Source organism: Paraburkholderia phymatum (genome assembly GCF_038900715.1).
GTDB lineage: Bacteria > Pseudomonadota > Gammaproteobacteria > Burkholderiales > Burkholderiaceae > Paraburkholderia > Paraburkholderia phymatum_A.
The window spans coordinates 91,300-115,957 of record NZ_JAYMRZ010000010.1 but is presented as its reverse complement, the minus strand read 5'-3'; the positions used below and the strand labels follow the sequence as shown (position 1 = coordinate 115,957).

The 24,658-nt window shown below is 64.2% G+C and carries 24 protein-coding genes; 10 read left to right on the top strand and 14 right to left on the bottom strand.

Annotation, left to right across the window (positions count from 1 at the left end; all coding sequences use genetic code 11):
* Positions 1–35 precede the first annotated feature (35 nt).
* On the bottom strand, positions 36–1,424 hold the full coding sequence (locus tag VSR68_RS19550) for a sigma-54 dependent transcriptional regulator (RefSeq protein WP_342941407.1): 1,389 nt from the start codon (positions 1,422–1,424) through the stop codon (positions 36–38).
* A 463-nt stretch (positions 1,425–1,887) separates the two neighbouring features.
* Between VSR68_RS19550 and VSR68_RS19545 the strand changes: the two genes are divergently transcribed.
* On the top strand, positions 1,888–2,238 hold the full coding sequence (locus tag VSR68_RS19545) for an NIPSNAP family protein (protein ID WP_342941563.1): 351 nt from the start codon (positions 1,888–1,890) through the stop codon (positions 2,236–2,238).
* A 209-nt stretch (positions 2,239–2,447) separates the two neighbouring features.
* Positions 2,448–5,036: a mechanosensitive ion channel domain-containing protein gene (locus VSR68_RS19540; RefSeq protein WP_342941406.1), complete on the top strand. Its 2,589-nt coding sequence runs from the start codon at positions 2,448–2,450 to the stop codon at positions 5,034–5,036.
* A gap of 13 nt (positions 5,037–5,049) precedes the next feature.
* Here the strand turns inward: VSR68_RS19540 and VSR68_RS19535 are convergent, their stop codons facing one another.
* The 4 genes from VSR68_RS19535 to VSR68_RS19520 all read right to left on the bottom strand — a co-directional run bounded on the left by VSR68_RS19535 (position 5,050) and on the right by VSR68_RS19520 (position 12,344).
* Complete coding sequence (locus VSR68_RS19535; protein ID WP_342941405.1) at positions 5,050–5,535, bottom strand: SRPBCC family protein; 486 nt, start codon at positions 5,533–5,535, stop codon at positions 5,050–5,052.
* Between the two features lie 1,039 nt (positions 5,536–6,574).
* Positions 6,575–8,839 (bottom strand): ATP-dependent DNA helicase, encoded by a 2,265-nt coding sequence (locus tag VSR68_RS19530; RefSeq protein ID WP_342941404.1) that lies wholly within the window; start codon positions 8,837–8,839, stop codon positions 6,575–6,577.
* Complete coding sequence (locus tag VSR68_RS19525) at positions 8,836–10,620, bottom strand: VRR-NUC domain-containing protein (RefSeq protein WP_342941403.1); 1,785 nt, start codon at positions 10,618–10,620, stop codon at positions 8,836–8,838. Before VSR68_RS19525 ends, VSR68_RS19530 begins: the two co-directional genes overlap by 4 nt.
* 119 nt (positions 10,621–10,739) lie before the next feature.
* Complete coding sequence (locus VSR68_RS19520; RefSeq protein ID WP_342941402.1) at positions 10,740–12,344, bottom strand: MFS transporter; 1,605 nt, start codon at positions 12,342–12,344, stop codon at positions 10,740–10,742.
* A gap of 630 nt (positions 12,345–12,974) precedes the next feature.
* Between VSR68_RS19520 and VSR68_RS19515 the strand changes: the two genes are divergently transcribed.
* Complete coding sequence (locus tag VSR68_RS19515; protein ID WP_342941401.1) at positions 12,975–14,171, top strand: TIGR03118 family protein; 1,197 nt, start codon at positions 12,975–12,977, stop codon at positions 14,169–14,171.
* A gap of 72 nt (positions 14,172–14,243) precedes the next feature.
* Here the strand turns inward: VSR68_RS19515 and VSR68_RS19510 are convergent, their stop codons facing one another.
* Both VSR68_RS19510 and VSR68_RS19505 read right to left on the bottom strand, forming a co-directional pair.
* Positions 14,244–15,719, bottom strand: a complete 1,476-nt coding sequence (locus VSR68_RS19510; RefSeq protein WP_342941400.1) for an RNA polymerase factor sigma-54 — start codon at positions 15,717–15,719, stop codon at positions 14,244–14,246.
* 303 nt (positions 15,720–16,022) lie between these two features.
* Entirely contained in the window at positions 16,023–16,205 is a 183-nt protein-coding gene (locus VSR68_RS19505; RefSeq protein ID WP_342941399.1) for a hypothetical protein, read from the bottom strand.
* On the opposite strand from VSR68_RS19505, the gene VSR68_RS19500 reads away from it, so the two are divergent.
* The gene (locus VSR68_RS19500) at positions 16,204–16,542 is read left to right on the top strand and encodes a BON domain-containing protein (RefSeq protein ID WP_342941398.1); all 339 of its coding nucleotides are present in this window, start codon (positions 16,204–16,206) and stop codon (positions 16,540–16,542) included. The genes VSR68_RS19505 and VSR68_RS19500 overlap by 2 nt on opposite strands.
* Positions 16,543–16,643: 101 nt before the next feature.
* On the opposite strand, the gene VSR68_RS19495 is transcribed toward VSR68_RS19500, so the two are convergent.
* Entirely contained in the window at positions 16,644–17,096 is a 453-nt protein-coding gene (locus VSR68_RS19495; RefSeq protein WP_342941397.1) for a PA2169 family four-helix-bundle protein, read from the bottom strand.
* A 348-nt stretch (positions 17,097–17,444) separates the two neighbouring features.
* On the opposite strand from VSR68_RS19495, the gene VSR68_RS19490 reads away from it, so the two are divergent.
* The gene (locus VSR68_RS19490; RefSeq protein ID WP_342941396.1) at positions 17,445–17,729 is read left to right on the top strand and encodes a hypothetical protein; all 285 of its coding nucleotides are present in this window, start codon (positions 17,445–17,447) and stop codon (positions 17,727–17,729) included.
* 116 nt (positions 17,730–17,845) lie between these two features.
* Here the strand turns inward: VSR68_RS19490 and VSR68_RS19485 are convergent, their stop codons facing one another.
* The 3 genes from VSR68_RS19485 to VSR68_RS19475 are packed head-to-tail and all read right to left on the bottom strand — an operon-like array spanning position 17,846 to position 19,337.
* The gene (locus VSR68_RS19485) at positions 17,846–18,205 is read right to left on the bottom strand and encodes a DUF1488 domain-containing protein (RefSeq protein WP_428983539.1); all 360 of its coding nucleotides are present in this window, start codon (positions 18,203–18,205) and stop codon (positions 17,846–17,848) included.
* On the bottom strand, positions 18,202–18,729 hold the full coding sequence (locus VSR68_RS19480) for a DUF4142 domain-containing protein (RefSeq protein WP_342941395.1): 528 nt from the start codon (positions 18,727–18,729) through the stop codon (positions 18,202–18,204). The genes VSR68_RS19485 and VSR68_RS19480 overlap by 4 nt, the downstream gene beginning before the upstream one ends.
* Positions 18,730–18,785: 56 nt before the next feature.
* Entirely contained in the window at positions 18,786–19,337 is a 552-nt protein-coding gene (locus tag VSR68_RS19475) for a type 1 glutamine amidotransferase domain-containing protein (protein WP_342941394.1), read from the bottom strand.
* A 206-nt stretch (positions 19,338–19,543) separates the two neighbouring features.
* Between VSR68_RS19475 and VSR68_RS19470 the strand changes: the two genes are divergently transcribed.
* Positions 19,544–20,794 (top strand): DNA topoisomerase IB, encoded by a 1,251-nt coding sequence (locus tag VSR68_RS19470; RefSeq protein WP_342941393.1) that lies wholly within the window; start codon positions 19,544–19,546, stop codon positions 20,792–20,794.
* A gap of 97 nt (positions 20,795–20,891) precedes the next feature.
* Here the strand turns inward: VSR68_RS19470 and VSR68_RS19465 are convergent, their stop codons facing one another.
* The 3 genes from VSR68_RS19465 to VSR68_RS19455 form a co-directional block, all read right to left on the bottom strand.
* Positions 20,892–21,182 carry a hypothetical protein gene (locus VSR68_RS19465; RefSeq protein WP_342941392.1) on the bottom strand — a complete coding sequence of 97 codons (291 nt, stop codon included), beginning with the start codon at positions 21,180–21,182 and terminating at the stop codon, positions 20,892–20,894.
* Positions 21,183–21,406: 224 nt separating this feature from the next.
* A complete protein-coding gene (locus tag VSR68_RS19460) occupies positions 21,407–21,595 on the bottom strand; it encodes a hypothetical protein (RefSeq protein ID WP_342941391.1) in 189 nt (62 codons plus the stop codon).
* A 115-nt stretch (positions 21,596–21,710) separates the two neighbouring features.
* Complete coding sequence (locus tag VSR68_RS19455; protein ID WP_342941390.1) at positions 21,711–21,989, bottom strand: hypothetical protein; 279 nt, start codon at positions 21,987–21,989, stop codon at positions 21,711–21,713.
* Positions 21,990–22,392: 403 nt separating this feature from the next.
* On the opposite strand from VSR68_RS19455, the gene VSR68_RS19450 reads away from it, so the two are divergent.
* The 4 genes from VSR68_RS19450 (at position 22,393) to VSR68_RS19435 (ending at position 24,636) form a co-directional block, all read left to right on the top strand.
* A complete protein-coding gene (locus VSR68_RS19450; protein ID WP_342941389.1) occupies positions 22,393–23,067 on the top strand; it encodes an HAD family hydrolase in 675 nt (224 codons plus the stop codon).
* A gap of 368 nt (positions 23,068–23,435) precedes the next feature.
* Positions 23,436–23,570: a hypothetical protein gene (locus tag VSR68_RS19445; RefSeq protein ID WP_342941388.1), complete on the top strand. Its 135-nt coding sequence runs from the start codon at positions 23,436–23,438 to the stop codon at positions 23,568–23,570.
* A 102-nt stretch (positions 23,571–23,672) separates the two neighbouring features.
* On the top strand, positions 23,673–24,185 hold the full coding sequence (locus tag VSR68_RS19440; protein WP_342941387.1) for a PRC-barrel domain-containing protein: 513 nt from the start codon (positions 23,673–23,675) through the stop codon (positions 24,183–24,185).
* Positions 24,186–24,201: 16 nt separating this feature from the next.
* Positions 24,202–24,636: a DUF3175 domain-containing protein gene (locus tag VSR68_RS19435; protein WP_342941386.1), complete on the top strand. Its 435-nt coding sequence runs from the start codon at positions 24,202–24,204 to the stop codon at positions 24,634–24,636.
* Positions 24,637–24,658: the final 22 nt, after the last annotated feature.

Genomic DNA, 24,658 nt, shown 5'->3' with positions numbered 1-24,658 from the left:
CAGGCGTGGCACGCGCGCCGACGTCGCCGCTATCGTCAATCCGGCTCGCTGTGATCGTCGTGGCGCTTGTCGGGCTTGAGTTCGGCGCTGTCCGGCTCGCGCATCTGGTAGGCATCCATCAGCCGATAAAGCGTGACGCGGGAAATGCCCAGGTCGCGCGCAGCCTCGCCATAGCGCCCGCGATGCCGCAGCAGCGCGCGTTCGATGGCCATGCGTTCGGCCGCCTCGCGCGCGACGTTCAGCGACACGGGCGTCTGATCCACCAGATGATCCAGTTCGAGATCCTTCGCGGTGATCAGCCTGCCTTCTGCCATCACCACGGCCCGTCGGATGCGATTGCCCAGCTCGCGCACGTTTCCCGGCCACGTGTGCCGATGGATGGCTTCCATCGCATCGGGCGCGAAGCCCTGCAAGCGTCGTCCCGCGTCCCGCCGGAAATGACCGAGCAGCTGAAACGCAAGCAGTTCGAGGTCGCCGCCCCGCTCGCGCAACGGCGGCGCGACGATGCGCAACACGCAAAGCCGATGATAGAGATCGTGTCTGAAGCGCCCGTCGGCGATGGCCGCATCGAGATCGACGTGCGTCGCCGAGATGATCCGCACATCGACGTCGATCGATTCCTGCCCGCCGAGTCGTTCGATCTTGCGCTCCTGGAGAAACCGCAGCAGGCTGGCCTGGCTTTCCAGCGGAAGATCGCCGATTTCGTCGAGAAACAGCGTGCCGCCGTTCGCTGCCTCGACGCGTCCTATCCTGCGTTGCGTCGCGCCCGTAAACGCGCCGCGTTCGTGACCGAACAGCTCCGACTGCACCAGCTCGCGCGATATCGCGCCGCAATTGATCGCGACGAACGGCGCGTCGCGGCGCGACGACCGTTGATGAATCGCCGCGGCCGTCAGTTCCTTGCCCGTTCCCGATTCGCCCGCTATGAACACGGGCGCATCCGTCGACGCGACCCGCTTGATCGACCGGAAGAGCGCCTGCATCGACTCGCATGAGCCGATCATGTCGCCTTCCGTGAAGGTATGAACGGGCGCGTGTTGCGGCGCGCCCGCGAGCGTCGCCATTCCGCGCGCATGCCCGACGGCCCTGACGGCCCGCTCGGGGACGACGGGGACGGTCACATAGTCCGAGCAGTAGTCGCGCACGAGCCGTCGCATCGTCGAATCGGCGAGTTGCCCCGGCGATACGATCGCGACCCAGCCGATATTCGGCATCGCCAGGCATGCATCGAGCGCTTCGATTTCATGGAGCGGCAATCCTCCCGCAAGGTCGAGGAGCCCGCCCGCCGCATCGGAGCCGTCGACCGCCTTCGCCACCTCCTTCACCGACCTGACTGGTTTCACCTGCCAGTCGCACTGCTCGAAGAATTGACGGATTTCCGCGCTGGGTTTCGCCGACAGGTAGATCAATCGCCGCACGTCCATACCTCCCCCTTCGCGCGCCTGCGTCCGGAAGACAAGGACGCTGCCCGGTGCGCAACGACATGCACCGTCATCGTGAACGAACGCGCGATCGTCGTCGGTCCATTCGACATTCTTATCGGCGCATGCTTTTTTTGACTTTAGGTGGGTAAACCATCACGCGCATCGCTACGACGTCGCCGTGACCGTCAGTTTGCCTGATTACCTGTCATCCGGTCATCGACGATCTGCACGGGAAGCACACATTCAGATCGCGTCACGGACGCATGAAGGAAAAGCACACTTAAAAAGCATAGGCGCTGACGGACATCCACATCATCGTCGTTCAACCGCCGTCGAACAGGCGTCGACACTTCGAGCCAGCCTGAAACATCGCGCGACACGCGTCGCTGATACTTGCCGTCATGCCGCCCACATATCCGACTGCATGACGGCCAACGAATCCACGACATTGACAGGAACTCCCATGACGCTCACCTGTTTCATCCGCTATCAGATCGATCCTTTTCAACGTGACGCATTCAGGCAGTATGCCGAGAATTGGGGAGAAATCATTCCGCGCTGCGGTGGCCATCTGATCGGCTATTTTCTGCCGCACGAAGGCACGAACGACATCGCGTGGGGTCTCGTCGCGTTCGACAGCCTCGCCGCCTACGAAGCGTACCGCGCGCGGCTGCGCACCGATCCGGCATCCGTCGAGAACTTCCGCATGGCGCAGGCGAAGCGCTTCATCCTGCGCGAAGAACGGACCTTCACGGAAGCCGTCGACGGCACGCTCGGCAAGCCAGCGCAGCCCACGCGCCCCGGCGAACGCTGATCGTGCGAATGCGTGCAAGCCGCGCTTATGCGTAGGCACCCAAAGCGCGCATCGCACGCCGGACGCGAGCTGGATCGCCGTTTGCGGAACCGGTTGCGGAACTTATGGCGCCCCGCCGCTGTCGTTTTATTTTTCAGTCGAAACGTGGTGGCTCCCGGCGCCGCATCGCGTCCAGCCGTACGCGCATCGCCGCCGCCCACCGGCCCTACATGCGCACATTCCTTCTGATCTGTCTGCTGGCGCTGTTCAGCGCCCCTGCCTTTTCCGCCGTCACGGCGACGACCGCGACGGGCGCCTCCGCCACCACCGTCACGCTGACGCCCGAACAGGCCCGCGAGGCGCTGGCCGTCCTCAACGACCCGAAAAAACGCGCGCAGATCGAAGACACGCTGACGGCGCTCGCCGCTGCAGGCGCGCTCGCGACACCTGCCGTGCCGGCGCCCGCATCCGGCGCGTCGGCGGCTGCGGCGGCGAGCGCATCGGGCGCGAGCGCGCCCGCCGCGTTCAAGTCGAACGGCCTTGCCTCCCAGTTGGCGCGCCAGGGCGCGCATTGGCTCGCGCAGGGCGGCGCGACGCTTAAGCGATCGGTGGCCGTGCTGCTCGATACGTCGTCGGCGCGGTACTGGTGGAACGTGCAACTATCCGATCCGCACGAACGCGCGAAGGTCGGCGGCGTGCTGCTCGCGCTGATCGGCACGCTGCTGCCCGCGATCGTCCTCGAGTGGATCGTGCGGCGCGTGCTGCGCCGGGCGCGCGCGGCGATCATCGCGCGGCGCGAGGCGCGCGAAGCACGCGACGCGGCGCATCAGGCAGAAGAAGACGCAGCGGCGCGCGCAGCGGGCGCCGTGAGCGCCGCGGCGACGGCGACCGGAACGGCCACGGACAGTAGCCCACCCGCGAGCCCGGCGGCACGGTCGATGTCGACGCCGCCCTCGTCGGCTGCTTCGTCGGCGGCTTCGGCTGCCACGCCAGCCGCCAGACCCTACACTCTCGACGACGAACAGAAGGAAGCCCGCAGCAAACGCCAGGCGGCGCATCACTGGACCACGCTGCAACGACTGCCGAGCGCCGCGCTGCAACTGTGCGTGCGCATGCTGCCGCTGGTCGCCTTCGTCGCGGCGGCAAGCGCGCTGATGTCGTTCTTCACCGACGACGGCACGATTCAGGACGACGCGCTCAACGGGCTGATCGACCTCTATGTGATCTGCCGCGCGATCGTGATCGCGGCGGGCTTTTTCCTGCAACCCGATGCGCCCGGCCTGCGCCTGTTGCGGCTGCCCGATAGCTGGGCGCTCTTCATGCAGCGCTGGGTGGTCCGCATCGTCAGCGTGATCGGCGTGGGCGGCGCGCTGATCCAGATTTCCACTGCGCTCGGCCTGAGCGATGCGGCGCATCTGCCTCTCGTCAAGCTGCTCGCGCTGGTCGGACACGTGATGGTGTCGATCATGATCCTGCAATGCCGCGCGCCGATCGCCGCGCTCGTGCTGGAGCGCACGAGCGAGAGCCAGCGCCCGATGAAGCTGCTCGCGCACGGGCTCATCGACATGTGGGCGGGCGTCGCCGTGTTCGTCGTGATGGCGCTGTGGTTCGTGTGGGCGCTCGACGTGCACAACGGCTACCGGACGCTGCTGCACCTGGGCGGGCTGTCGCTGATCGTGCTGGTCGCCGCGCGCATCGTGTCGATCGTGGTGTACGGCGCGCTCGGGCGGCTCTTTCATGTCGAGGATGAAGAGAACCGCTCGCTGCTGCATCAGCACGCGTACCGCTACTATCCGCTGATACGGCGCATCGTATCGACGGTCATCGCGGTCGTCACCGCGCTCGTGCTGTTGCAGGTGTGGGGCATCGGCGTGTGGCAGTTCTTCCGTCCGGGCGCGATCGGCCACCGTTTGACCTCCGCGCTGATCACGATCTGCGTGGCGGCCGTGATCGCGCTGATCGTGTGGGAAGTCGCGAACGTCTCCGTCGAGAAGCGCCTCGATCAATGGACGAAGAGCGGCGATCTCGTGCGCGCCGCGCGTCTGCGCACGCTGGTGCCGATGCTGCGCACGGCCCTTTTCGTCGTGATCGCGATCGTCGTCGTGCTGACGGGCCTGAGCGAGCTCGGCGTGAACACGGCGCCGCTGCTTGCGAGCGCAAGCATCTTCGGCGTCGCGCTCGGCTTCGGTTCGCAAAAGCTCGTGCAGGATTTCATCACGGGGATCTTCCTGCTGATGGAAAACGCGATGCAGGTCGGCGACTGGGTGACGCTCGCGGGCGTGTCGGGGACGGTCGAGTATCTGTCGATCCGCACGGTGCGTCTGCGCGGCGGCGACGGTTCGTTGTACACGGTGCCGTTCAGTTCCGTGTCGACGGTGAACAACACGAACCGCGGACTCGGCAATGCGGCCGTGAAGGTCAGCATCGCCTACGGCCAGGATGTCGATCTCGCGATCGCGACACTGAAGGAAGTCGGCGCGGCGCTGCGCGAGGACGACAAGTTCAAGGACGGTATCCTGTCCGACTTCAGCTTCTGGGGCGTCGATGCCGTCGACGGCGCGTCCGTCACGCTCGTCGGCCAGATCCAGTGCCGCGACAGCTCGCGCTGGCCGGTGCAGCGCGAATTCAACCGGCGCATTTTCGACGCGTTCCGCGAGAAGGGCATCGCGATATCGAATCCGCAGCGCAACGTGCTTATTCCGCCCGATGCGCCGCAGGGCATTGCGAACGGCGACGAACCCGAAGGCCCGCCGCGTCCCGCGAGCGCACCCGACGGCCCTAACAAGGACAAGCCCGAGCCGAAGGCCGCGCGTCACTGAAGCATCGTTCGCGTTACGACGAGTGCTCGATGCCGACGAGACGCGCATCGAGCAGACTCGCGAGCGCTTCGCCGCCCTGCTGCATCACGTAGTCGTGGTTCCATTTGAAGAACGGACGCGCGAGCGGCGCAAGCAGGTTCATCCAGCCTCGCTTTGTGCGCACGCGCCATTCATAGCGCACGACTGTCACCGCGTCGTGCGACGAAAACTGCCAGCGCCCCGTGCCCTCGACATCGCCGCACGCTTCGCCTTCGAGCACGACGAGCGGCTCGACGCGCGTCACGCGCATGTCGAACGCGACGCGATACGGCAAGCGGCCTTTCCACGTATAGCGATGCAACGCGCCGACGCCGTCGCTCGCGCCCGTCTCCACTTCGATCACGCGCTCGACGCTTTTCCACCAGCTTGGCCAGGCGGCGGGATCGTGGATCGCGTCCCACACGGCCTGGAGCGGCGCGTTGATGCGCCAGATCGTGGTGAAGCGGTATTCCGTATGCACTTTTGGTTCCTTTTTTTGTCTGCGACGCTGTTGGTTTTTTTGCCTTTGTCGCGGGCATCCGCGATGAGTCTGCGACGGCTTCTGTTGTGGTGCTTTTGCCTTTGCGCTGGCATCCGCGAATGCGTTGGTTTTCTTTGTCCTTCGCTGGCATCCGCGTTAGCGCCTCGCGGCGCGGGCGTTGCCCCTGTGCGGGGCGGCACTTGCTTTTGTTTGCAACGGCTTTTGTTGCGGTGTTCTTGCCTTTGCGCTGGCATCCGCGTTAGCGCCTCGCGGCGCGGGTGTTGCCCCTGTGCGGGGCGGCACCTACTTTTCTTTGCAGCGGCAAAGAAAAGTAGGCAAAAGAAAGCCGCTCACACCGCCAATGCTCTGTATTACCCACGGGCTCTCAACGTCCCCACGGTTCGCGCCGCAGCGCACTAGCCCATGTTCGTTGCCAGCGCACTACTTAAGCGCCTCACCTGCATCGTGCACCCGAATTACGGATCGCGATATCGAACGTCCTGCGCCCCTTTGCGGCAAACTGTGTGTAGGCATTCGCACCACACAGGAAACCCTCGCTACGGATGCAGCTCAAGTGCGGGCGTTGTCCTGTACGGTACGGCAACCACATTCACTACCGACATGCGGCGCTGAAACGTTCGATGCCCTTAGCTGCGCCACACGCGTATGAAGCGGGTGAGGCGTCTAGCCGGAACGTTGGCAACAAACATCAGCGAGCACACTGCCGTATGAAACACAGGGACGTTGAGAGCCCGTGGGTAAAGGTCAAGCGCGGGCGGTGTTAGCCCGCTTTCTTTTGCCTACTTTTCTTTGCGGCGGCAAAGAAAAGTAGGTGCCGCCCCGCACAGGGGCAACGCCCGCGCCGCGAGGCGCTAAGCGGATGCCAGCGCAAAGGCAAAAAACACCCACAAGAAATGCCGTTGCAAACAAAAGCAAGTGCCGCCCCCGCACAGGGGCAACGCCCGCGCCGCGAGGCGCAATCGCGGATGCCAGCGACAAAGGCAAAAAACCCAACAGCGTCGCAGACAAAAAAAGAAAGCTAACCGACCCTCCACCACCGCGGCAACAGCCGCCTGACATCACCCCGCCGATACCTGTCATCGATCAGATGCACGACGCCCGCATCCTGCTCGGTGCGGATCACGCGCCCCGCCGCCTGCACGACCTTCTGCAAGCCGGGAAACAGATAAGCGTAGTCATAGCCATTGCCGAACTTCGCGTCGAACGTGCGGCGCATCTGCTCGTTGACATCGTTCATCTGCGGCAAGCCGAGCGTCGCGATGAACGCGCCGATCAACTGATCGCCAACGAGATCCACGCCCTCCGAAAACGCGCCGCCCAGCACGGCAAAGCCGACGCCCGCCCCGCTCGCGCGAAAGCGCGCGAGAAACGCGTCGCGTGCCGCTTCGCCCATGCGCGGCTCCTGCGTCCAGATGGGCACCTGCGGGTGACGCTCGCGCATCGAATCGACGACGCGCTGAAGATAATCGAAGCTGCTGAGAAAGCCGAGATAGTTGCCGGGACGCTGCGCGTACTGCTCAGCGATCAGATCGACGATCGGCGCGAGCGAGCGCTCACGGTCGCGCCAACGCGTCGATACGTGATGCGCGACATGCACGTCCAGTTGCTCTGCCCTGAACGGCCCTTCGACGTCGAGCCAGCCTGTATCGTCCGGCAGGCCGAGCATGTCGCGATAGAAGTGCGGCGGACTGAGCGTGCCCGAGAACAGAACCGTCGCGCGCGCGGCCGCATAGCGCGGCTTCAGGAACGGCGCGGGAATCACGTTGCGCACGCAAAGCGATGTCGACGGCTTCGCGCGCGCAGCCGCGTGATGCAAATCGAGCGTCACATCGACAATCGAATGATCGCCGAACGCCTCAACTAGCGACACGAAATGCAGCGCGTCGAAATAGAAGCGCAGCACGGTTTCATCGATGGCTTGCGGCGCTTCCGCAAGCTGATCGCCAATCGATGCGATCAGATTCTGCACCGCGGATTGCAGCTTCGTCGGCACGGCGGCCAACACTTCATAAGCCGCGTTGCGCTCGCGGTTCAACGCATTCCACTCGCGATTCACGCGGTCGAATGGCTTCTTCAGCGCAGCGGGCGCCGCGTGACGCGCGCTGCGAAACGCGCCCTGATCAAGCGTCGCGCTGTACATGCGGCGCGCACGGTCGGGCAGATTGTGCACCTCGTCGACGAGCACCGCGACACGCCAGCCGTTCATCTGCGTGAGCGCATACAGCATCGCGCTGCTGTCGAAGTAGTAGTTGTAGTCGCCGATCACGACATCGCACCAGCGCGACAACTCCTGCGCGAGATAGTACGGACAGACGCCGTGCGCGAGCGCTGCTTCGCGCACGGCCGCGCGATCGAGCGTGCGCGACTGCAAGGCCGTGTCGCGCGCAGCGGGCAGCCGGTCATAGAAGCCGCGCGCGAGCGGACACGATTCGCCGTCGCACGATTTATCTGGATGCTCGCACGCCTTGTCGCGCGCTACGAGTTCGAGCGTGCGCAGCGGCAGCGTCCCTTCGCTTCGATGCAGCGACTCGATCGCATCGAGCGCGAGAGCACGGCCCGGCGTCTTCGCGGTCAGAAAGAACACGCGGTCGAGATGATCCGCGCCGCACGCCTTTAATAGCGGAAAGATCGTGCCGAGCGTCTTGCCGATGCCCGTCGGCGCTTGCGCCATCAGACAGCGTCCGTCGCGCGCGGCGCGAAACACAGCCACCGACAACTCGCGCTGCCCGCTGCGAAACTCGCGATACGGAAAACGCAGCGCGTTCAGCGCCGCATTGCGCGCATCGCGATGCGCTGCTTCGCGCGCGGCCCACGCGACGAAACGTTCGCACTGGTCCTCGAAAAACGCGCGCAACGACGCGGCCGTGTGCTGCTCGGTCAGCACGGTTTCCTTCTGATCCGCGATGTCGAAGTAGACGAGCGCGACCGTGAGTTCGTCGAGTTCGCGCGCTGCGCACAGCAGATGCCCATACACGAGCGCCTGCGCCCAATGCAGCACCCGATGATTCGCAGGCATCCGTTCGAGATCGCCGCGATGCGTCTTGATCTCTTCGAGCCGGTTGAGCGCGGGATCGTAGCCGTCGGCGCGGCCGCGCACGGTGAGCGAACCGTGCGCGCCTGTCAGCGTGATCTCGGTTTCGTAGCCTGGCGCGCGCCGCGCCGTCACGGTCTGATGTCCCGCGATACCTTCGAGCGCCGAAGGCGCAGGCGTGAAGCGCAGATCGAGATCGCCGCGCCGCGCGGTGAATTCGCAGAGCGTGCGCACGGCGACGATGTAACTCATGCCGTCTCCGTGTCGCTGATGTCGCTGATGTCGTTCATGTCGCCGATGCTCATGCTGGCGATCGCATTCGCATCGTCGTTGCCGCCGACCCAGCGCACGTCGAGCACGCTCACGGGCATGCGATGCTGCATGCAGTACTCGAGCCAGCGGATCTGGTTGTCCTGCAGACGATCGCCCGGCCCTTTCACTTCGATCAGCTCGTAGCGCCGTTCGCCCGGCCAGAAGCGGATCAGATCGGGCAAGCCCGAACGGTTCGCGCGGACGTCGGCCAGCAGCCGCTCGAACCACAGCTTCAGATGCGCAGCAGGCAGGCAATCGAGCGCGAGCGTCAGCAACTCGGGCGTCAGCATGCCCCAGAACACGAATGGCGATTGCAACCCAGCTTTGGTTTCGAGGTGACGCTGTATCGTCGCGCGATATTCACCGCTGTCGAGTTGCGCGAAGCACGCGTCGAACTGCGCGGCACGGCGCAAGCGAAAATCGGGCGCGTGCAGATCGGCGGGACCGCGCTGGAACGGGTGAAAAAACGCGCCGGGCACGGCCGCGAACACGGGCTCCCAACACAAGAGGCCGAAGAGCGAATTGATCAGCGCGTTCTCGACGTAATGAACGGGCGCGTCGTCCGTCGACAGATGATCGCGTGCGATATATTCGACTGCAAACGGATCGGCAGGACGCGGCAGTTCGAGCATGCTGCGCGGCGCGGCGCGCGCTCTCGCCGGCTTGTGCGCGGCAAGTCCGAGCCGTCGTTGCAGACGCGGCACGATGCGTGCGAGACGCTGCAACTCCTCTTCGCTTTCCGGTTCGTCGGCGGCTTGAAGCGCCAGCACGAGCGCTTGCGCATCGCGGCCCGCGCGTTCGAGCACGCGCATGCGCCGGTGCCGCGCGCCGGGCCACGCGCAGCGCTCGTAGACGCGCAACGCCGCATCCCAGTCGTGCCGGCGCTCGGCATACTGGCCGATCGCGAACAGCAGCTTCGCGCGGCGCAGCGCAAGCCATGCGTTACCTTGCGTATCGATTGCATCGACGGCTTCGAGCAGCGGCTCCAGCGCTTCGTCGTCCGTCAGTTCCAGCGCTTCGCGGCACGCGTGCAGCGCCAGGTAGCAGTCGACATCGGCGCTTTGCTGAAACGCGCGCGACGAATCGGCGAACGCGACGCGCTCGTACTGGAACACGCCCAGATCGGCGAGCACGAACTCGGACCAGTCCTGATGCAGATTGCCGAAGAACATCAGCCTGAAGCGCTCGCACAACGGCGCGACGCGCACGCGCAACGCGGCTTCGTCCGACGCGGCATCCCACTCGCGATAACGCCGTTGCCTCGCATCGGCAGCATGGTCCGCATGGTCCGCGTCCGCGCGCAACGCTTCGAGCCACTCGGCCTTGCGCGCGCCCTTGAGCGCAGGCGCGTCGGCGAACATGCGCTGAAGCTCCGGACGCGTCGCGAGCGCGAACAGTTCGTCGAGCGAGACGTGTGCATCCGCATCGATCCATCCGAGCGCGGCAAGCGGCGCGGCGGCCTGCAGCGGGCAACCGATCTCCGCATACGCGAGCCGCCCCGTGCGAAACAGCGTGCCCTTGCGCATCAGCATGCGAACGAGCAGCGCGCGCGACGCTCGCGGCAAACGCGCCCCGTCGTGCAGAAACGTGTGCAGAAAAGCGCGTTCGGCGTCGTCGAGCAGGTCGTCGTAACGCTCGACGATCCACGCGAGCGCGCGCTCGAAATTCAGCAGGTAGTAGAAGGGAGACCCGGAGTACGGATCGGGAGCGTCGGTCGGCACGAATGTCGGGGACAGAAAGGCTGAAAAAGAACTGTATATCTATACAGCCATCATAGCAAAAGCGGCCACACGTCCCGTCGAAATCAATCAACCTCGATGACAACCTGAACGCAACGACGTCACGTGCCGCGCGCTTCTGCTTCCGCTTCCGCCTCCGCATACGTGACCTGCACGGCGGGCACGAACCACGCGAGGCACAGCCCGATCAACGCCGCCAGCGCCGCGACGGCAAGCCCGATATGGATCGACGCGACGAGCGCTTCGCGCGCCATGTGCATCATCGGGTCGCCGGTATGGCCGGCCGCCACCAGCCGCTCGATCAGCCTGGACTGCTCCGCGCGATCGACGAGCACGTCGGGGCTCGCGAACGACTTGAGCCACTGCGCCGCCTGATACGAATCGAGCGAGCGGTTCACGCCCTGCGTGTACAAATGCCCGAGCAGCGCGCCCGTGATCGCCGTGCCGAGCATGCCGCCGAAGATACGCAGCGATTGCAGCAGCGCCGTCACGGCGCCGAGATGATCGCGCGCGACGATCTGTTGCGAACAGATCGTCAGATTCGTAACGACGAGGCCGAGCCCGACTCCGCTCAGGCCCATGCACGACATCCATACGATGTGCGGCTCGTTGCCCTTGAGCGCGACCAGCGCGAGACAGCCGATCACGCACAGCGCAAAGCCGATATACATGAGGCCGTTCGCGCGGCGGATGCGCGTGACGATGCGATTGTTGAGCACGCTGCCGACCGTGGTGCCGAGCAGCAACGGCGTGATCAGCATGCCGGAGTCGTGCGGCGACATCGCATAGCCGCCCTGGAACAGCAGCGGCACATAGAACACCATCGAGAACAGCGCGAAGCCGCCGAGCACGGCCATCGCGAACAGCGCCGCGAGCTTGCGGTCGAGCAGCACATCGACGGGCACGACGGGATAGCCCATGCGCTTTTCCCAGAAGTACAGCGTCAAGCCGCAGACAGTCGTGATCGCGAAGAGCAGGATCGTCGTGCCGCCGATGCCCTCCTTCGGCAGCAATTCGATCAGCAGTTGCAGCGCGCTGAACGTCACGGCAACGACGAATGCGCCGAGCCAGTCGAGCTGGATCGGCCCGCGCTCCTTCAGCCGGCGCAGTTTCGGCACGAACAGCTGCACGAAAACCAGCGACACCACGCCGATGGGCACGTTGACGAAGAACACGAGCCGCCAGCTCTGCATCTGCGTGAGCATGCCGCCCAGCGTCGGCCCGACGATGTTCGCGATGCCGAACGACGACGTGACGAACACGAGCCAGCGCAGTCGCAGCTTCGGGTCCGGGAACAGATCGGCGACCGTCGCGAACACAGTGCCGATCAGAATGCCGCCGCCGATGCCTTGCAAGCCGCGCGCGGCCACGAGATACAGCATGTTGGTCGCGAGCCCGCACAGCATCGACGCGAGCGTGAACAACAGGATCGCCGCGAGCAGGAACGGCTTGCGTCCGTACAGATCGCCGAGCCGCCCGAAGATCGGGATCGTGATGACGGATGCGAGCATGTACGACGTCGCGACCCACGCGTAGAAATCGAAGCCCTTCAGGTCGGCAACGATGCGCGGCAGCGCCGTGCCGACAATCGTCTGATCCAGCGCGACCAGCATCGAAACGAATGCGATGCCGAGCATCGCGAGCAGCGATTCGCGAAACGGCAGCAATTGACGGTGAGGATCATGAACGGCGATGGCGGACATCATGGCGTGCTCCACCCGGAAGGACGCGCCCGTTGCCGGCGTGCGAGCAGGCGGTCTTGTTCATGCAGAGTGGTACGCGCGCCTGAAAATAGCAAGCCGATTGCTCCACGCGCGTCCTTGCCGGCGCACGGCTTGCACACGGCAAGCGCTTTTAAGCTGACTGCACATATCGGCTTTTTCGCGCATGGCCACGCGAGCCGTTCCATACGATCGCACTGGAATAACAGCCGCAGATCCCGCGTATACTTCCGTAGCCATTCCGAACATAGACAAGCGGCCAGCCGTCGCACGACGCGCAATTGTCCTTATCGGTTTGCTATCGTGAACGCGCGACTAGAGCCAGGATGCGATGGACATTGCAACTCAGTCGCAACACGCTCTATGGAACCCGCTGACTGCGTACGGCGCGCACCTTTCCGACGCAAACGAAACGCGTCTACGCTCTCCGTCTTTTAATCAGAACAACGGAATAGTCACGCTTCCGATTCGTTGCGCAACGCCGTTTCATCCAATCGGCTCAGCGATTGAAATCACGCGCGAAATAAGTCCGTGCAGACCAGGAATAAACACCACTCGGCCCTCGTTCAATGACCGTCACGCCCTGTGAACAAAACAGGAACAAGGAGTACGGTCATGAAGTCTCTAGTCGAGGTGTTCGGCATCACGGCGTGTGCAGCCACGCTGGCGACGCTCGTGTCATGCGGCGGCGGTTCCAGTTCGAACAATCCCAGCCCGCCTGTGCAATCGTCGTTCACCGCGACGTCTCTCGTCTCGGATGGCGCCGTGCCCGCATCGCACACCGACCCGAACCTGAAAAACCCTTGGGGTGTCGCCTTCAATCCGAAAGGCTTCGCCTGGGTCGCGGACAACGGCACCAATGTCGCGACGCTCTATGACGGCAACGGCGTGCCGCAATCGCTGGTGGTCACGATACCCAACGGCAAGAACGGCACGGCATCGCCGACGGGCATCGTGTTCAACGGCACGCAGAGCTTCAACGTAGCGCAAAACGGCAAATCAGGGATCGCCGCATTCATCTTTGCGGGCGAAGGCGGCACCATTACCGCGTGGGCGCCCGCCGTCGGACCGACCAACGCATTCACGATGTACGACGACGGGACGGGCGGCGCCGTGTACAAGGGCCTCGCGCTCGCAGCGAACAACGGCGCCAACTTCCTCTATGCCACTGACTTCCACAACAACAAGATCGACGTCTTCGATACCAACTTCGCGAAAGTCGCAATGCCCGGCGGCTTCCACGATCCGGCAATTCCCGCCGGCTTCGCGCCGTTCGGCATCCAGGCGATCGGCACCAGCCTGTTCGTCACTTACGCGATGCAAGACCCCGCAAAACACGACGACGTCAAAGGCGCGGGACTCGGCATGGTCGATGTGTACGATACGGCAGGCAATCTCAAGCAGCACTTCGCGACGGGCGGCGAGCTGAACGCGCCGTGGGGCATCGCGCAGGCGCCAGCCAATTTCGGCTCGCTGAGCGGCGCGATACTGATCGGCAACTTCGGCGACGGGCTGATTCACGCGTTCAACGCATCGACAGGCCAATCGATGGGCTCGCTCAATGGCGCAACGGGCAGCCCGATCGTCCACGATGGCTTGTGGGGCCTCGCGTTCGGCAACGACCTCAGCAACCAGCCTTCGAGTACGTTGTTCTTCGCGGCGGGGCCAAATGACGAAGCGAACGGCGTCTACGGAAGAATCGATCTGAGTCCGGCGTCGACAACTGGTTCGACCACAGGCTCGGGCACGGGCTCGACCACGGGATCGGGCACGGGCACGAGCTCGCCGGGAGGTTCGACCACGGGCATGTAGCGCTTTACACGCAGCAAAGAAAAACGGCCGCTCGCGCACGACGAGCGGCCGTTTTTTTGTTGGACGCCAACATCAAACCTGACGACGCAGTTCCGCAGGCGGCACCTTCATCAGATGACGATACTTCGCGACCGTGCGTCGCGCGACGAGCACGCCCTGGTCCGCGAGCATCTTCGCAAGCGCGACGTCCGACAGCGGATCGCGCGTGTTTTCCGCAGCGATCATCTCCTTCAGCAGCGCGCGCACGGCCGCTGCCGAGCAGGTGCCGCCGCTCTCCGTGCCGAGCTCGCGCGGGAAGAAATGCTTGAACTCGAAGATGCCGCGCGGCGTCGCCATGTACTTGTTGCCCGTCGCGCGCGAGATCGTCGATTCGTGCAGCCCGAGTTCTTCCGCGACGTCGCGCAGGACCAGCGGCTTCAACGCGATCTCGCCGTACTGGAAGAACGGCCTCTGATGCGCGACGATGCATTCGGCGACGCGCTGAATCGTCTCGAAGCGCTGCTGCGCATTGCGGATCAGCCAGCGCGCCTCCTGCAACTGCTGCGCAAGCGGCGAGCGGCTCGCGCCCGCCGACTGCGCGAACAGTTCCGCGTACATCCGATGGATGCGCGCGCGCGGCAGCACGGCGGGGTTCACCGTCACGACCCACTTGTTGCGAACGTTGCGCACGATCACATCGGGGACGATGTAGTTGTCGTCCGCGCGGCCATACGAATTGCCCGGCTTCGGATCGAGCTTGCGCACCAGCGCGCAGGCAATCCGCAGCGCTTCCGCATCGCAGCCGATCTGCTTCTGCAACTCCGCATGCTCGCGCCGCGCAAGCCGGTCGAGATGATGCTCGACGACCTGCTTCGCGACATTGCGCGCAGGCGTATCCGCGGGCATCGCATCGAGTTGCAGCGACAGGCACTCCGACAGCGAGCGCGCCGCGAGCCCCGGACGATCGAGCGTCTGCACGAGACGCAACGCGACCAGCAGTTCTTCTTCCGTCAGCGGAGGGTCGAACTCCACGACGTCCGTCAGGTCGGCGAGATCCTGGCGCAGATAGCCGTCGTCATCGAGCGCTTCGATCACGAGCCGCGCGACTTCGCGATCGCGATCGTCGAGCCGGTACAGACGCAGCGCGTCGTGCAACTGCTCATGCAGCGTCGGCTGCGCGCGCGCCCACTCGGTCGGGTCGGCTGCTTCCGAATCGCCGTTGTAGCGCGACGGTCCGCGGCCATATCCGTCGCCCGCGAAGTCGCCGCCGCCGTCGTCCGAAGAAACGGGCGCCTCCGCAGCCGGCTCCGCCGCCGAGCCTTCGAGCGCGGTATCGCGTTCGGCAGCAGGCAATGCTTCGCCGTCGGCTTGCGTGCCGTCCGCCGTCTTGCTCGCCGCGAGTTCATCCGCGACGGTCGGGTCGTATTCGAGGAAGGGATTCGTATCGAGTGCGTTGCGCAGTTCCTGCTGGAATTCCAGCGACGACAGTTGAAGCAGACGCACGGACTGCTGCAGACGCGGCGTGAGCGCAAACGATTGCTTTGCGCGTAGTTCAATTGAAGGCGGCATACAGACTTTCCTTTCCTATGTACGAGTCTACGAGTCGGCAGTTGTTTGAGGCCATCACGCAACTGTCGTACCAAGTTCCGCAACTGCCTGTTTTGACTCGTCTTTGTCCGTTCCGAATGCCGATCCAATAAGCACTTTGCGCGCCGAATTTACAAATGTTCTGAAATTCGAGCCCAATCATCGCGCATAGCCTGCCCAGCGCTTAGCGGCTTGCCACAAGCGTTTCGCGTTGCCTCCCACGAATTCGAAAGCCGGTTGACAGCAAGCATGCGGCAGTGCGGCACATCGCTTGCTGAGCGCCTCTCAGGGACGCACGGCGTGCGTCGCGCGAGCAACGCACAGCAATTGCGCTCCCGTGTCGGCGACGGACCAGACGGAACCGCGGCGGCAGTGGCCCTTGGTCTGGTCATCGGCGGCGACGGCCGCGATCGATCGCACGGACAACAGGACCGCATCCCTGATCATCAACCGAGAAGGAGAAACCATGAAAACCATCCCGTTCCTCAAGGCCGCAGGCAGCATCGCATGTGTTGCATTCGCACTGAACGCGACTGCGCAGACCACGGCGTCCGCGCCGCCGGCAACGTCCGAAAGCCTCGGCCAGCATATCGACGACGGCACGGTGACGACCAAGGTCAAGGCGGAACTGCTCGGCGCGAAGAACGTGAAGTCCACGCACATTCACGTGAAGACCCGCAAGGGCATCGTGTGGCTCAGCGGCTCGGTGCCGTCCGCCGAAGACAAGACGGCCGCGCAGGACGTCGTGCAGAACGTGTCCGGCGTGAAGGGCGTGAAAAACCATCTGAAGATCGCGGCTGAATGAGTGCCGCCGGGCGCCGCCGGATGATCGTCACCTGATCGTCACCTGATACGCGGCGCTCGTTAAACATGGCCGCCCGTGTGCATGGGCGGCCATGTTTTTTCTCAGGTCTTCATTGCCGCGTACTGATCGCGCATCGAGCGAATGCGATCGTGATTTTGCAGCACGCCCTGATACAGCCGCTCGACGACGGCGCGCACATCGGCGGGGAGGTCCTTCTCGAGCGCATCGTGAAACCGCTTCTTCGCGACGTCTTCGCCCTTTTCGCAATCGGCGAGTATTGCGTGGTCCGAGCGGCTGCCGACAGCGGACTTCACATCGAGCCAGCCGCGATGCAGCGCACCCGCCACGCTGCCGCCGCTTTCGGGCTTGCCGCCCAGTTGCAGCACGAGATCCTGCAACTCGCGCGCGCCGCGCGAACAGCTCGCGGCGCTTTCGAGCAGCGCATCGTTCACGCTCGCGTGTTGCGCTTCCTCCGCTGCTTTCATGAAGCCGCGTTCGCCGTCCTTCGACATTTCGATCAGATCGTTCAGTACGGCAATGACATTGGTCGTCATGACTTCGCTCCCGTTCAGGTGACGCTTCAGCTAACGCATGAAACACGCTCACGCATGCACTCGTCATGCCCGCACGGCAGCGAGACGTGACGGCGACGCGGTTCGCATCTGCTCGTATCGGTTGGCGTCTTTTCCAATGCGGCGAGTAAATCATGCAGAGCTCGCGCGCCGCGCGCTGCCGCCGTTGCGCTGAAAGCCTCGCCGCGCGAGGGCTCGCAATAGAGGCACGCATATTGCTGCATTGCTCGCTGGCCCACTTTCACGCCTTTCGCAGACAGTAACCGCGAGGCGATTACACGATCTCAGATCACATAAAAGGGCCGGCATTCGACAAGGGAGAGCCTCATCATGAACATCAGAAGCGCGGAGCGTCTGCTCCTCGTCGCTATCGTCACGTCAGCCGTCGTCGCGCAGGTGCGCGTGCATACGCTGCCATCAGCAAAAGCCAACCCGTCCGCGCAGACGCGTACGGCGCAACCGCGGCCCACTCGCGAAGTGCCCACATGCGACGAAGCGCGCAGCGGGATGCTGCGCGCTTCGTGCGAGACGCGACGCGATCGACGACCCGTCGACAGTTACGACCGTGAAATAGAACGCACCCATCATTCGCGCTTGAACGACGGCTGGGTCTGATCGCCGGCGGCTTCGCGTTCGCGTTCAGACGTTCAGGCGCGCGAACAGTCCAATGCTGCAAATGACGCATACAGAGCACGCGCCACGCGCCGCTGTACGATCTGCAGCCGCATCGACTAGCGCCGCTTGACGCTGCGATCCGGCTCCATGCCTTCGACACGGAACAGCCCGCTGTGCAGGATCACGCTTTCGCCGCCGTTCTCATCGAGCGCCTCGGCGCAGACGGAACGGATGCGGGCGCGCCCTCTTTCATACGCGCCGAGCAGCGCGCCTTCGAGCGGCGAATCCGCGCCGAAGTGATCTTCGAGCGCCTCGGCCGTGATAGCGCACTCGACAGGCTCGCCATCGACGCGCGCCGTAAAGCGCACGACCAGGCTCGCCCCATCGAATACGGGCGCATCATCGGTGAATGTGATGTGCATGTGAGAGTCCTCGTACGCCGCACGCGGCATGAACACCTTGATCATCCCGTTCATGACGATGCCTTTCGCGCATCCGCGAGTTGCTGCGCCATCTGGAGATGGTGACGGATAACGGGGAGCGCGCGCGTCGCCGCGCTCTTCAGTTGCGCGTCCTGGCCGCTTTCGCTTTCCTTCCGGAACAGCTCGACTGCTTTCCGATGACCGCCCACGGCGACCTCGTCGATATACGCTTTGTCGAAGTCCGCGCCATTGAGCGCCTGCAGCTTGCCGATCAGCGCCGAATCGGCGCCCGGCGCCTTGCCGAGGCCCTTGCCCGCGGCGACCACGTCGAGGCTGCGCGCGAGCCGCGTGTGATCGGCGATCATCTGTTGCGCGAACTTCTTCACCTGCGGATCCGAGGAATTCTTCAGCGCGAGCTTGCTCGCGGCGATCTCCGTGGCGCCCGCCTGCGACGCGTCCTGCACAAACTGCTGATCGCCCGGCGACAGCTTCGTCTGCGCGCTGACGACGCATGTCGCCGCGCCGAGCGCGACGATCGCGGGCAATACGACGGCTCGAACGAGTGGGCGATGCATCATGCGTCTCTCCGCTTTAGCGCCTGCTCTGATCGCTTGCAGCATGGTTGCGCTGAAACTCACGCGGCTTTCTTCTTCGACAGCTGCGCAATCAGTGTCCTGTTGAACGCGGGAATATCGTCGGGCTTGCGGCTCGTGATGAAGTTGCCGTCCTCGACGACTTCCTTGTCGACCCACGTGCCACCCGCGTTGCGAATATCGTCTTGCAGGCTCGGCCAGCTCGTCACCGTGCGCCCTTTCATCAAGCCGGCGGAAACGGGCAGCCACGCGCCGTGGCAAATCACGGCGACGGGCTTCTTCGCCTGATCCGCCGCCTTGACGAACGCCTGCGCCTGCGGCAGCAGACGGATCGCGTCGCTGTTCACGACGCCGCCCGGCAGCACGACGGCGTCGTAGTCGTTCGGCGCGGCCTTGTCGAACGTCGTATCGACGTCGACGGAATCGCCCTTGTCGACGTGCCTGAAGCCCTGGATCTTTCCGCTCCTGGCAGAAATTACGTGTACTGTCGCTCCCGCTTCCGTGAGCGCACGGCGCGGCTCGATCAGCTCGGCCTGCTCGAAGCCGTCGACCGCGAGTACCGCAACCTTGCATCCCGTGAGTGCGTTAGCCATGTATTCGTCCTCCCTCACTATCCGGCTGCTGCGTTATTCGTCCCGCCGGCACGCGAACACGCGGCCGGGCATTCGTTGGTTAATACGAGCAAGTTCAGTGCCCATGGGTCGCCGCGATGCCGTCCATGCATGTCGCGCAAGTACGTGGCACCGCTATTGCGCGGGCTACGCCGTATCGCTGAACGAGCAAGATTCAACAACGCCAGATGAAAACGATGACCCGCCACGCGGTCGAAGCCATTGCCGGCGCGTTGCCGTTACCTTCGCCGATGCCAGCCGGACTGCGTCACGCCGACGACACGCGGCCCGGCTTCACGCGCAAGAAAACGCGGGGCGCGTTCGCGTATTTCGATCTGGACGGCAAGCGCATCACGGATGAAGCGCAGATCGCGCGCATACACGCGCTCGCGATTCCGCCTGCGTGGCGCGATGTGTGGATCTGCTCCGACGCGCGCGGCCATATTCAGGCCACGGGGCGCGATGCGCGCGGCCGCAAGCAGTACCGCTATCACGCGCAATGGCGCGAGACGCGCGACGCCGACAAGTTCGACCGCATGGCGGCCTTCGGACGCGCGTTGCCGAAGATACGCGCGAGCGTCGCGCGCGATCTTGCACGCGAAGCGATGCCGCGCGAGAAGGTCATCGCGGCTGTCGTGCATCTGCTCGACACGACGCTGATTCGCGTCGGCAGCGTCGAATATGCGCGGGAAAACCGGTCGTATGGGCTCACGACGCTGCGCAAGAAGCACCTGAAGATCCACTCAGGCGAAGTGCGTTTTCGTTTTGCGGGCAAGAGCGGGATCGAGCACGACGTGACCGTCGACAACGCGCGCGTCAAGCGCATCGTGCGCGCATGCGCGGAACTGCCGGGCCACGATCTCTTTCAGTACATCGACGAGGACGGCACGCGCCGCACGGTCGAATCCGCCGATATCAACGACTATCTGCGCAATGCGTGCCACGCGGACTTCACTGCGAAGGACTATCGCACATGGGCGGGCAGCGTGTTCGCGATGACCGCGTTGCGGCACCTCGTCTGCGAAAGCGCGGCGGAGGCGCGCCGTCATGTCGTCGCGACAGTGAAGGATGTGGCCGCGCTGTTGCGCAATACGCCCGCCGTGTGCAGGCGCTGTTACATCCATCCCGAAGTGATTGCCGCTTTCGAAGCGGGTGAATTGCAACAACTGCCGTCGCCGCGCGCGAGGCGTCACATGAAGGTCGACGAGGCTGCATTTGCGGCGCTGCTTGCGCAATGCGAAAGACGCGACCGGCTCGCGAACCGGCGCACGCGCAAGAACGGAGGCAACGCGGGGTCCGCCACATCGACGGAGATCGAGCGGGCGAGACTCGCGACGCTGCTGAAAAAATCGAGCGTGCTGCAAAAGACCGACAAGCTGGCCGACAGGCAAGCCACCGGGCGGACGAGCAAGCACGCGAATGCGCGAAAGACCGCCTGAGTGTCGCCTCGTACCCGTCGGGCTTCAGGCTGGCCTCAGGCTCGCCGCGCAAGCACAAGCACGCATGCGCCCTGTGCGGAACGCATGCGTGCCCGTGTCACTCCTCGTAGGCGGCCATCACGAGCCACATATCGCGCTCGCCGTCATGAATCTCCGCTGCCAGCGCGTAGGGATCGTTCGGTCCGCATGTTTTGAGTAGCGTGCGTTGCGCGACTTCCGCATTGTCGAATACGCAATCGTCGAGCGGACGGACTTCGCGCTTGCCTTCGAACATGTGCTCGTTCATCCGGTACACGAGCGGCTGCGTTTTCCATGTATTGAAGCAGTCCTTCACGTGCTGAAAGTCGCCACCGCAGATATTGCTCTGATAGTGAATTTTCGAACGCATCACATTACCTCCATGGGGCGCGTGTCCGTTGCCGCGGTTGTGGATGCTCTACCGCGCAAGCCGGATCGCGAGTGGGACGGGCGTTGATGCACCCGTTGTCCGCAACGCGGATCGCCACGTACCCCCGTTGTGCCGCGCCCTTCAGGTCCTCGATGAAGAACGCGGCGTGATCCGATTCCCTGATTACCCCGGGGCTGTCCGAGGTACCCCGTCACTGCGCGATGTCACTGGCTCGCGCCCGATGCCCCTGCTGCGCCGCTTGCGCCCATCGCGCCTGCGGCCGGGGCCATGCTGCTGCCCGCAGCCGCGCCCGTGTCGCCGCTGGTATTCTCCGCCTTCTTGCAGGCCGCGCCTAGTGACATCGACACGACCGCTATCGCGAGCAACGCGTATTTCCATCCTGGCTGTGTCATGATTCCTCCCGCCTTTGCTAAAGGTCCGGCATATCGCGCCACATCGCACTCGCATCGCGAAGCAGTGGCGCGCGCCGGACGGAATCAAGGGTCATTGCCCGAATCATTGCCCGAGTTATTGCCCCTTCGTATCGCTGCTTGCGTCGGCGCCCGGCACGTTCGTGCTGTCCGTCGCCGACTTCTTGTGCGACTTCGACATCTTATGATGCATCTTTTTCGATGCATGTGTGCCCGACGATGCCATGCCCGCCCCCGTCTCATCGGACGAACTCATCCCGGCGCCATTGCCGCCACCGCCCGCCGAACCGCCGCCGTTACTGCCGCCCGTCTGTGCAAAAGCGCCACCCGACAGTGCGAGCATTGCCGCTACGATCCATGCTTTACGGTTCTTCATCTGTTGGCTCCTTGAAAAACGTGATCAATGAATGCGGTTGACTGCCGCCAAAAAACCTGGTGCCGTCACTCGTCAGTTCAGCAAACGGTGTGCCCCTGCGAGGCCTCGCGCGCCCGGCTGGATGCGGCCTGGCATGGTTTCCCCAGGCATTTGCACGCGATGAACAGCCGCGCCGCGCGCACACGCTCTTTGATATTTACAAAGCGGACGTAAATCTTTCGTGGAATAAATGGCGCAATATGGGCGCTGTGCCGCCACGGGCCCGCGATGCATGCAATGCGTGTCCTGCTTTCCCGGCTTGTGAGTTGACTTTCGTGTTGGCTTGCTTGTTGGCTTGCGTATTCAGCCGATTACCCATTTCCCATCCACCGCATCTGATCGCATTCGATCGAAGGAGAAGCCCATGCGTATATCCACATCATTTCTGTTCGACCTCGACGGCACGCTCGTCGATAGCGTGTATCAGCATGTGCTCGCCTGGAAGGAAGCACTCGACGAAGAAGGCATCGAATTGTCGGTGTGGCGCATTCATCGAAAGATCGGCATGAGCGGCGGTCTCTTCACGCATCAGCTGCTGCGCGAAACGGGCGGCGACATGAGCACGGAACGCGTCGAGCGCCTGCGCCGCGCGCATGCGCGCGCATACAAGCAACTGCATGCGAAAGTGCGGCCCCTGCCCGGCGCGCAGGCGTTGCTGGCCGCGCTGACGGAAAGCGGCACGCCCTGGGCCATCGCGACCAGCGGCCGGATGGAAACGGCAGCCGTGAACCTCGAAGCGCTCGGCGTCGATCCGTCGAAGACCGTCGTCGTCACACGCGACGATGTCAAATACGCGAAGCCCGACCCCGATCTCTTCGTCGCCGCTGCGCACCGGCTCAATGTGCCGATCGAACATGCTGTCGTCGTCGGCGACAGCATCTGGGACATGCTCGCGGCGCGCCGTTGCCGCGCGCTCGGCGTGGGTCTGCTGTCGGGCGGCTACGGTCAGGAAGAACTCGAACGCGCGGGTGCGTTGCGCGTTTATGAAGATCCCGCCGATCTGCTCGATCATCTCGACGAAATCGCCGCGCGGCCCTGATTCGCGACGCTCTCTCGCTCACCCGCTCTCTTTGTGTTCGGCGCTGCACGGCGTGCTGCATACGTGGCACGCCGCGTGCAGCGCTTCTCTCATTCAGCGACTGCAAACATGTCGCATGGGACCAGAGTAAGGCACTGAAACGCCAACGCTGGTCGACCGCGCTGCATGGGACCGGAGTAAGTGCTCTGCATGGGGCTGGAGTAAGTGCTGAAGCACCAACTCCAGCCGACAGCTAAAGCGCCAACGCTGGTCGACCGCTTTGCATGGGACCAGCGCAAGTGCTCTGCATGGGGCTGGAGTAAGTGCTGAAGCACCAACTCCAGCCGACAGCTAAAGCGCCAACGCTGGTCGACACAGGGAGAGAGATCATGAACCGCGAAGTAAACTCCGCCGACACCACACCCCGCCCCGACGACGCGCCGCAAGGCCAGCCACTGCCGCCCGACACCACGAAGGAACTGCCCGAGCTGCCCGATCCCGCCGAAGTCGGCGAGGACGGCTAAGGCGTTCGTCGGACCATTCACGCATGCCGCGCCGACACGACGGCGCGAGGAATAGCTGTTGCTCGAATCCGGCTATACGCACACCCACGACGGAGAACGAATATGACGATGGCGAAGCAACCGCAAGGCGCGAATATCGTCGGCGCGAACAGCAGCCGATCGACAGGCCCGGGCCCCGATGTGATGGCGGCCGCCACGCTCGACGGCGACAAGGTACTGAGCGCCGACGGCAACGATATCGGCAAGATCAAGGACATCATGCTCGACGTGCGCTCGGGACGGATTGCGTATGCGGTGCTGTCGAGCGGCGGCTTTCTCGGCATCGGCGACAAGCTGCTCGCGATTCCGTGGAGCGCGCTCACGCTCGATGCGGATCGCAAATGCTTCGTGCTCGACATGCCGACGCAGAGCGTGAGGAACGCGCCGGGCTTCGACAAGGACCACTGGCCGTCGATGGCGGACGCGACGTGGGCGACGTCGGTGCATCAGTACTATGGGCGCGAGCCCTATTGGCGTACAAGCGAAAGCAACAACGCGGGCGATGGCGAATTCGGCGCCGGCGACATCCCGCCCGGATCGTCCGATGCGCCCGAAGCGGGCGGCGTGAAGCTGTGATACATCGGGGATGATGATGGCTACCAGCAAACGCAGTGGAACGTCGAGTGGCAAGAAGACGGCCGCGCATGCGTCGACGCGCACGAAAGGCGGCCGCCCGCCGCGCCAGCGGCACACGCAGGCGAAGGCCGCGCATCATCGCGCGCGAACGTCGTCGACGGGTTCGTCGAAAAGCACGTCGAAGTACTGGTCGCATCACGTGATGGAAACGAGCGACGCGATGGACCTTGAAAAGGACATCTTCAGGACGGGCAGCGCCGACGAAATCGCGCAATCGCTCAAGCGTTCGTCGACGCGCAGCAAGCGGCGCAAGGGCACGCCGTTCCAGTCGGCGATGTCGATGCTCAACTTCTATATCAACCGCGCGGGCCGCAATCTGCCGAAGTCGCGCAAGAGCACGCTCGAACAGGCCAAGCGCAAGCTGCGCGAGGCGTTCGGCCGCGCGCCCTGACGTCGATGCAGCGACACGATGC

Coding starts and splice junctions, on each gene's coding strand:
- VSR68_RS19545 (WP_342941563.1), top strand. CDS start 1,888: ATGACGCTCACCTGTTTCATCCGCTATCAGATCGATCCTTTTCAACGT.
- VSR68_RS19515 (WP_342941401.1), top strand. CDS start 12,975: ATGAAGTCTCTAGTCGAGGTGTTCGGCATCACGGCGTGTGCAGCCACG.
- VSR68_RS19530 (WP_342941404.1), bottom strand. CDS start 8,839: ATGAGTTACATCGTCGCCGTGCGCACGCTCTGCGAATTCACCGCGCGG.
- VSR68_RS19495 (WP_342941397.1), bottom strand. CDS start 17,096: ATGACGACCAATGTCATTGCCGTACTGAACGATCTGATCGAAATGTCG.
- VSR68_RS19450 (WP_342941389.1), top strand. CDS start 22,393: ATGCGTATATCCACATCATTTCTGTTCGACCTCGACGGCACGCTCGTC.
- VSR68_RS19485 (WP_428983539.1), bottom strand. CDS start 18,205: ATGAACGGGATGATCAAGGTGTTCATGCCGCGTGCGGCGTACGAGGAC.
- VSR68_RS19460 (WP_342941391.1), bottom strand. CDS start 21,595: ATGACACAGCCAGGATGGAAATACGCGTTGCTCGCGATAGCGGTCGTG.
- VSR68_RS19445 (WP_342941388.1), top strand. CDS start 23,436: ATGAACCGCGAAGTAAACTCCGCCGACACCACACCCCGCCCCGACGAC.
- VSR68_RS19550 (WP_342941407.1), bottom strand. CDS start 1,424: ATGGACGTGCGGCGATTGATCTACCTGTCGGCGAAACCCAGCGCGGAA.
- VSR68_RS19435 (WP_342941386.1), top strand. CDS start 24,202: ATGGCTACCAGCAAACGCAGTGGAACGTCGAGTGGCAAGAAGACGGCC.
- VSR68_RS19440 (WP_342941387.1), top strand. CDS start 23,673: ATGACGATGGCGAAGCAACCGCAAGGCGCGAATATCGTCGGCGCGAAC.
- VSR68_RS19480 (WP_342941395.1), bottom strand. CDS start 18,729: ATGATGCATCGCCCACTCGTTCGAGCCGTCGTATTGCCCGCGATCGTC.
- VSR68_RS19520 (WP_342941402.1), bottom strand. CDS start 12,344: ATGATGTCCGCCATCGCCGTTCATGATCCTCACCGTCAATTGCTGCCG.
- VSR68_RS19455 (WP_342941390.1), bottom strand. CDS start 21,989: ATGAAGAACCGTAAAGCATGGATCGTAGCGGCAATGCTCGCACTGTCG.
- VSR68_RS19465 (WP_342941392.1), bottom strand. CDS start 21,182: ATGCGTTCGAAAATTCACTATCAGAGCAATATCTGCGGTGGCGACTTT.
- VSR68_RS19490 (WP_342941396.1), top strand. CDS start 17,445: ATGAACATCAGAAGCGCGGAGCGTCTGCTCCTCGTCGCTATCGTCACG.
- VSR68_RS19475 (WP_342941394.1), bottom strand. CDS start 19,337: ATGGCTAACGCACTCACGGGATGCAAGGTTGCGGTACTCGCGGTCGAC.
- VSR68_RS19505 (WP_342941399.1), bottom strand. CDS start 16,205: ATGGTTTCTCCTTCTCGGTTGATGATCAGGGATGCGGTCCTGTTGTCC.
- VSR68_RS19470 (WP_342941393.1), top strand. CDS start 19,544: ATGAAAACGATGACCCGCCACGCGGTCGAAGCCATTGCCGGCGCGTTG.
- VSR68_RS19500 (WP_342941398.1), top strand. CDS start 16,204: ATGAAAACCATCCCGTTCCTCAAGGCCGCAGGCAGCATCGCATGTGTT.
- VSR68_RS19540 (WP_342941406.1), top strand. CDS start 2,448: ATGCGCACATTCCTTCTGATCTGTCTGCTGGCGCTGTTCAGCGCCCCT.
- VSR68_RS19510 (WP_342941400.1), bottom strand. CDS start 15,719: ATGCCGCCTTCAATTGAACTACGCGCAAAGCAATCGTTTGCGCTCACG.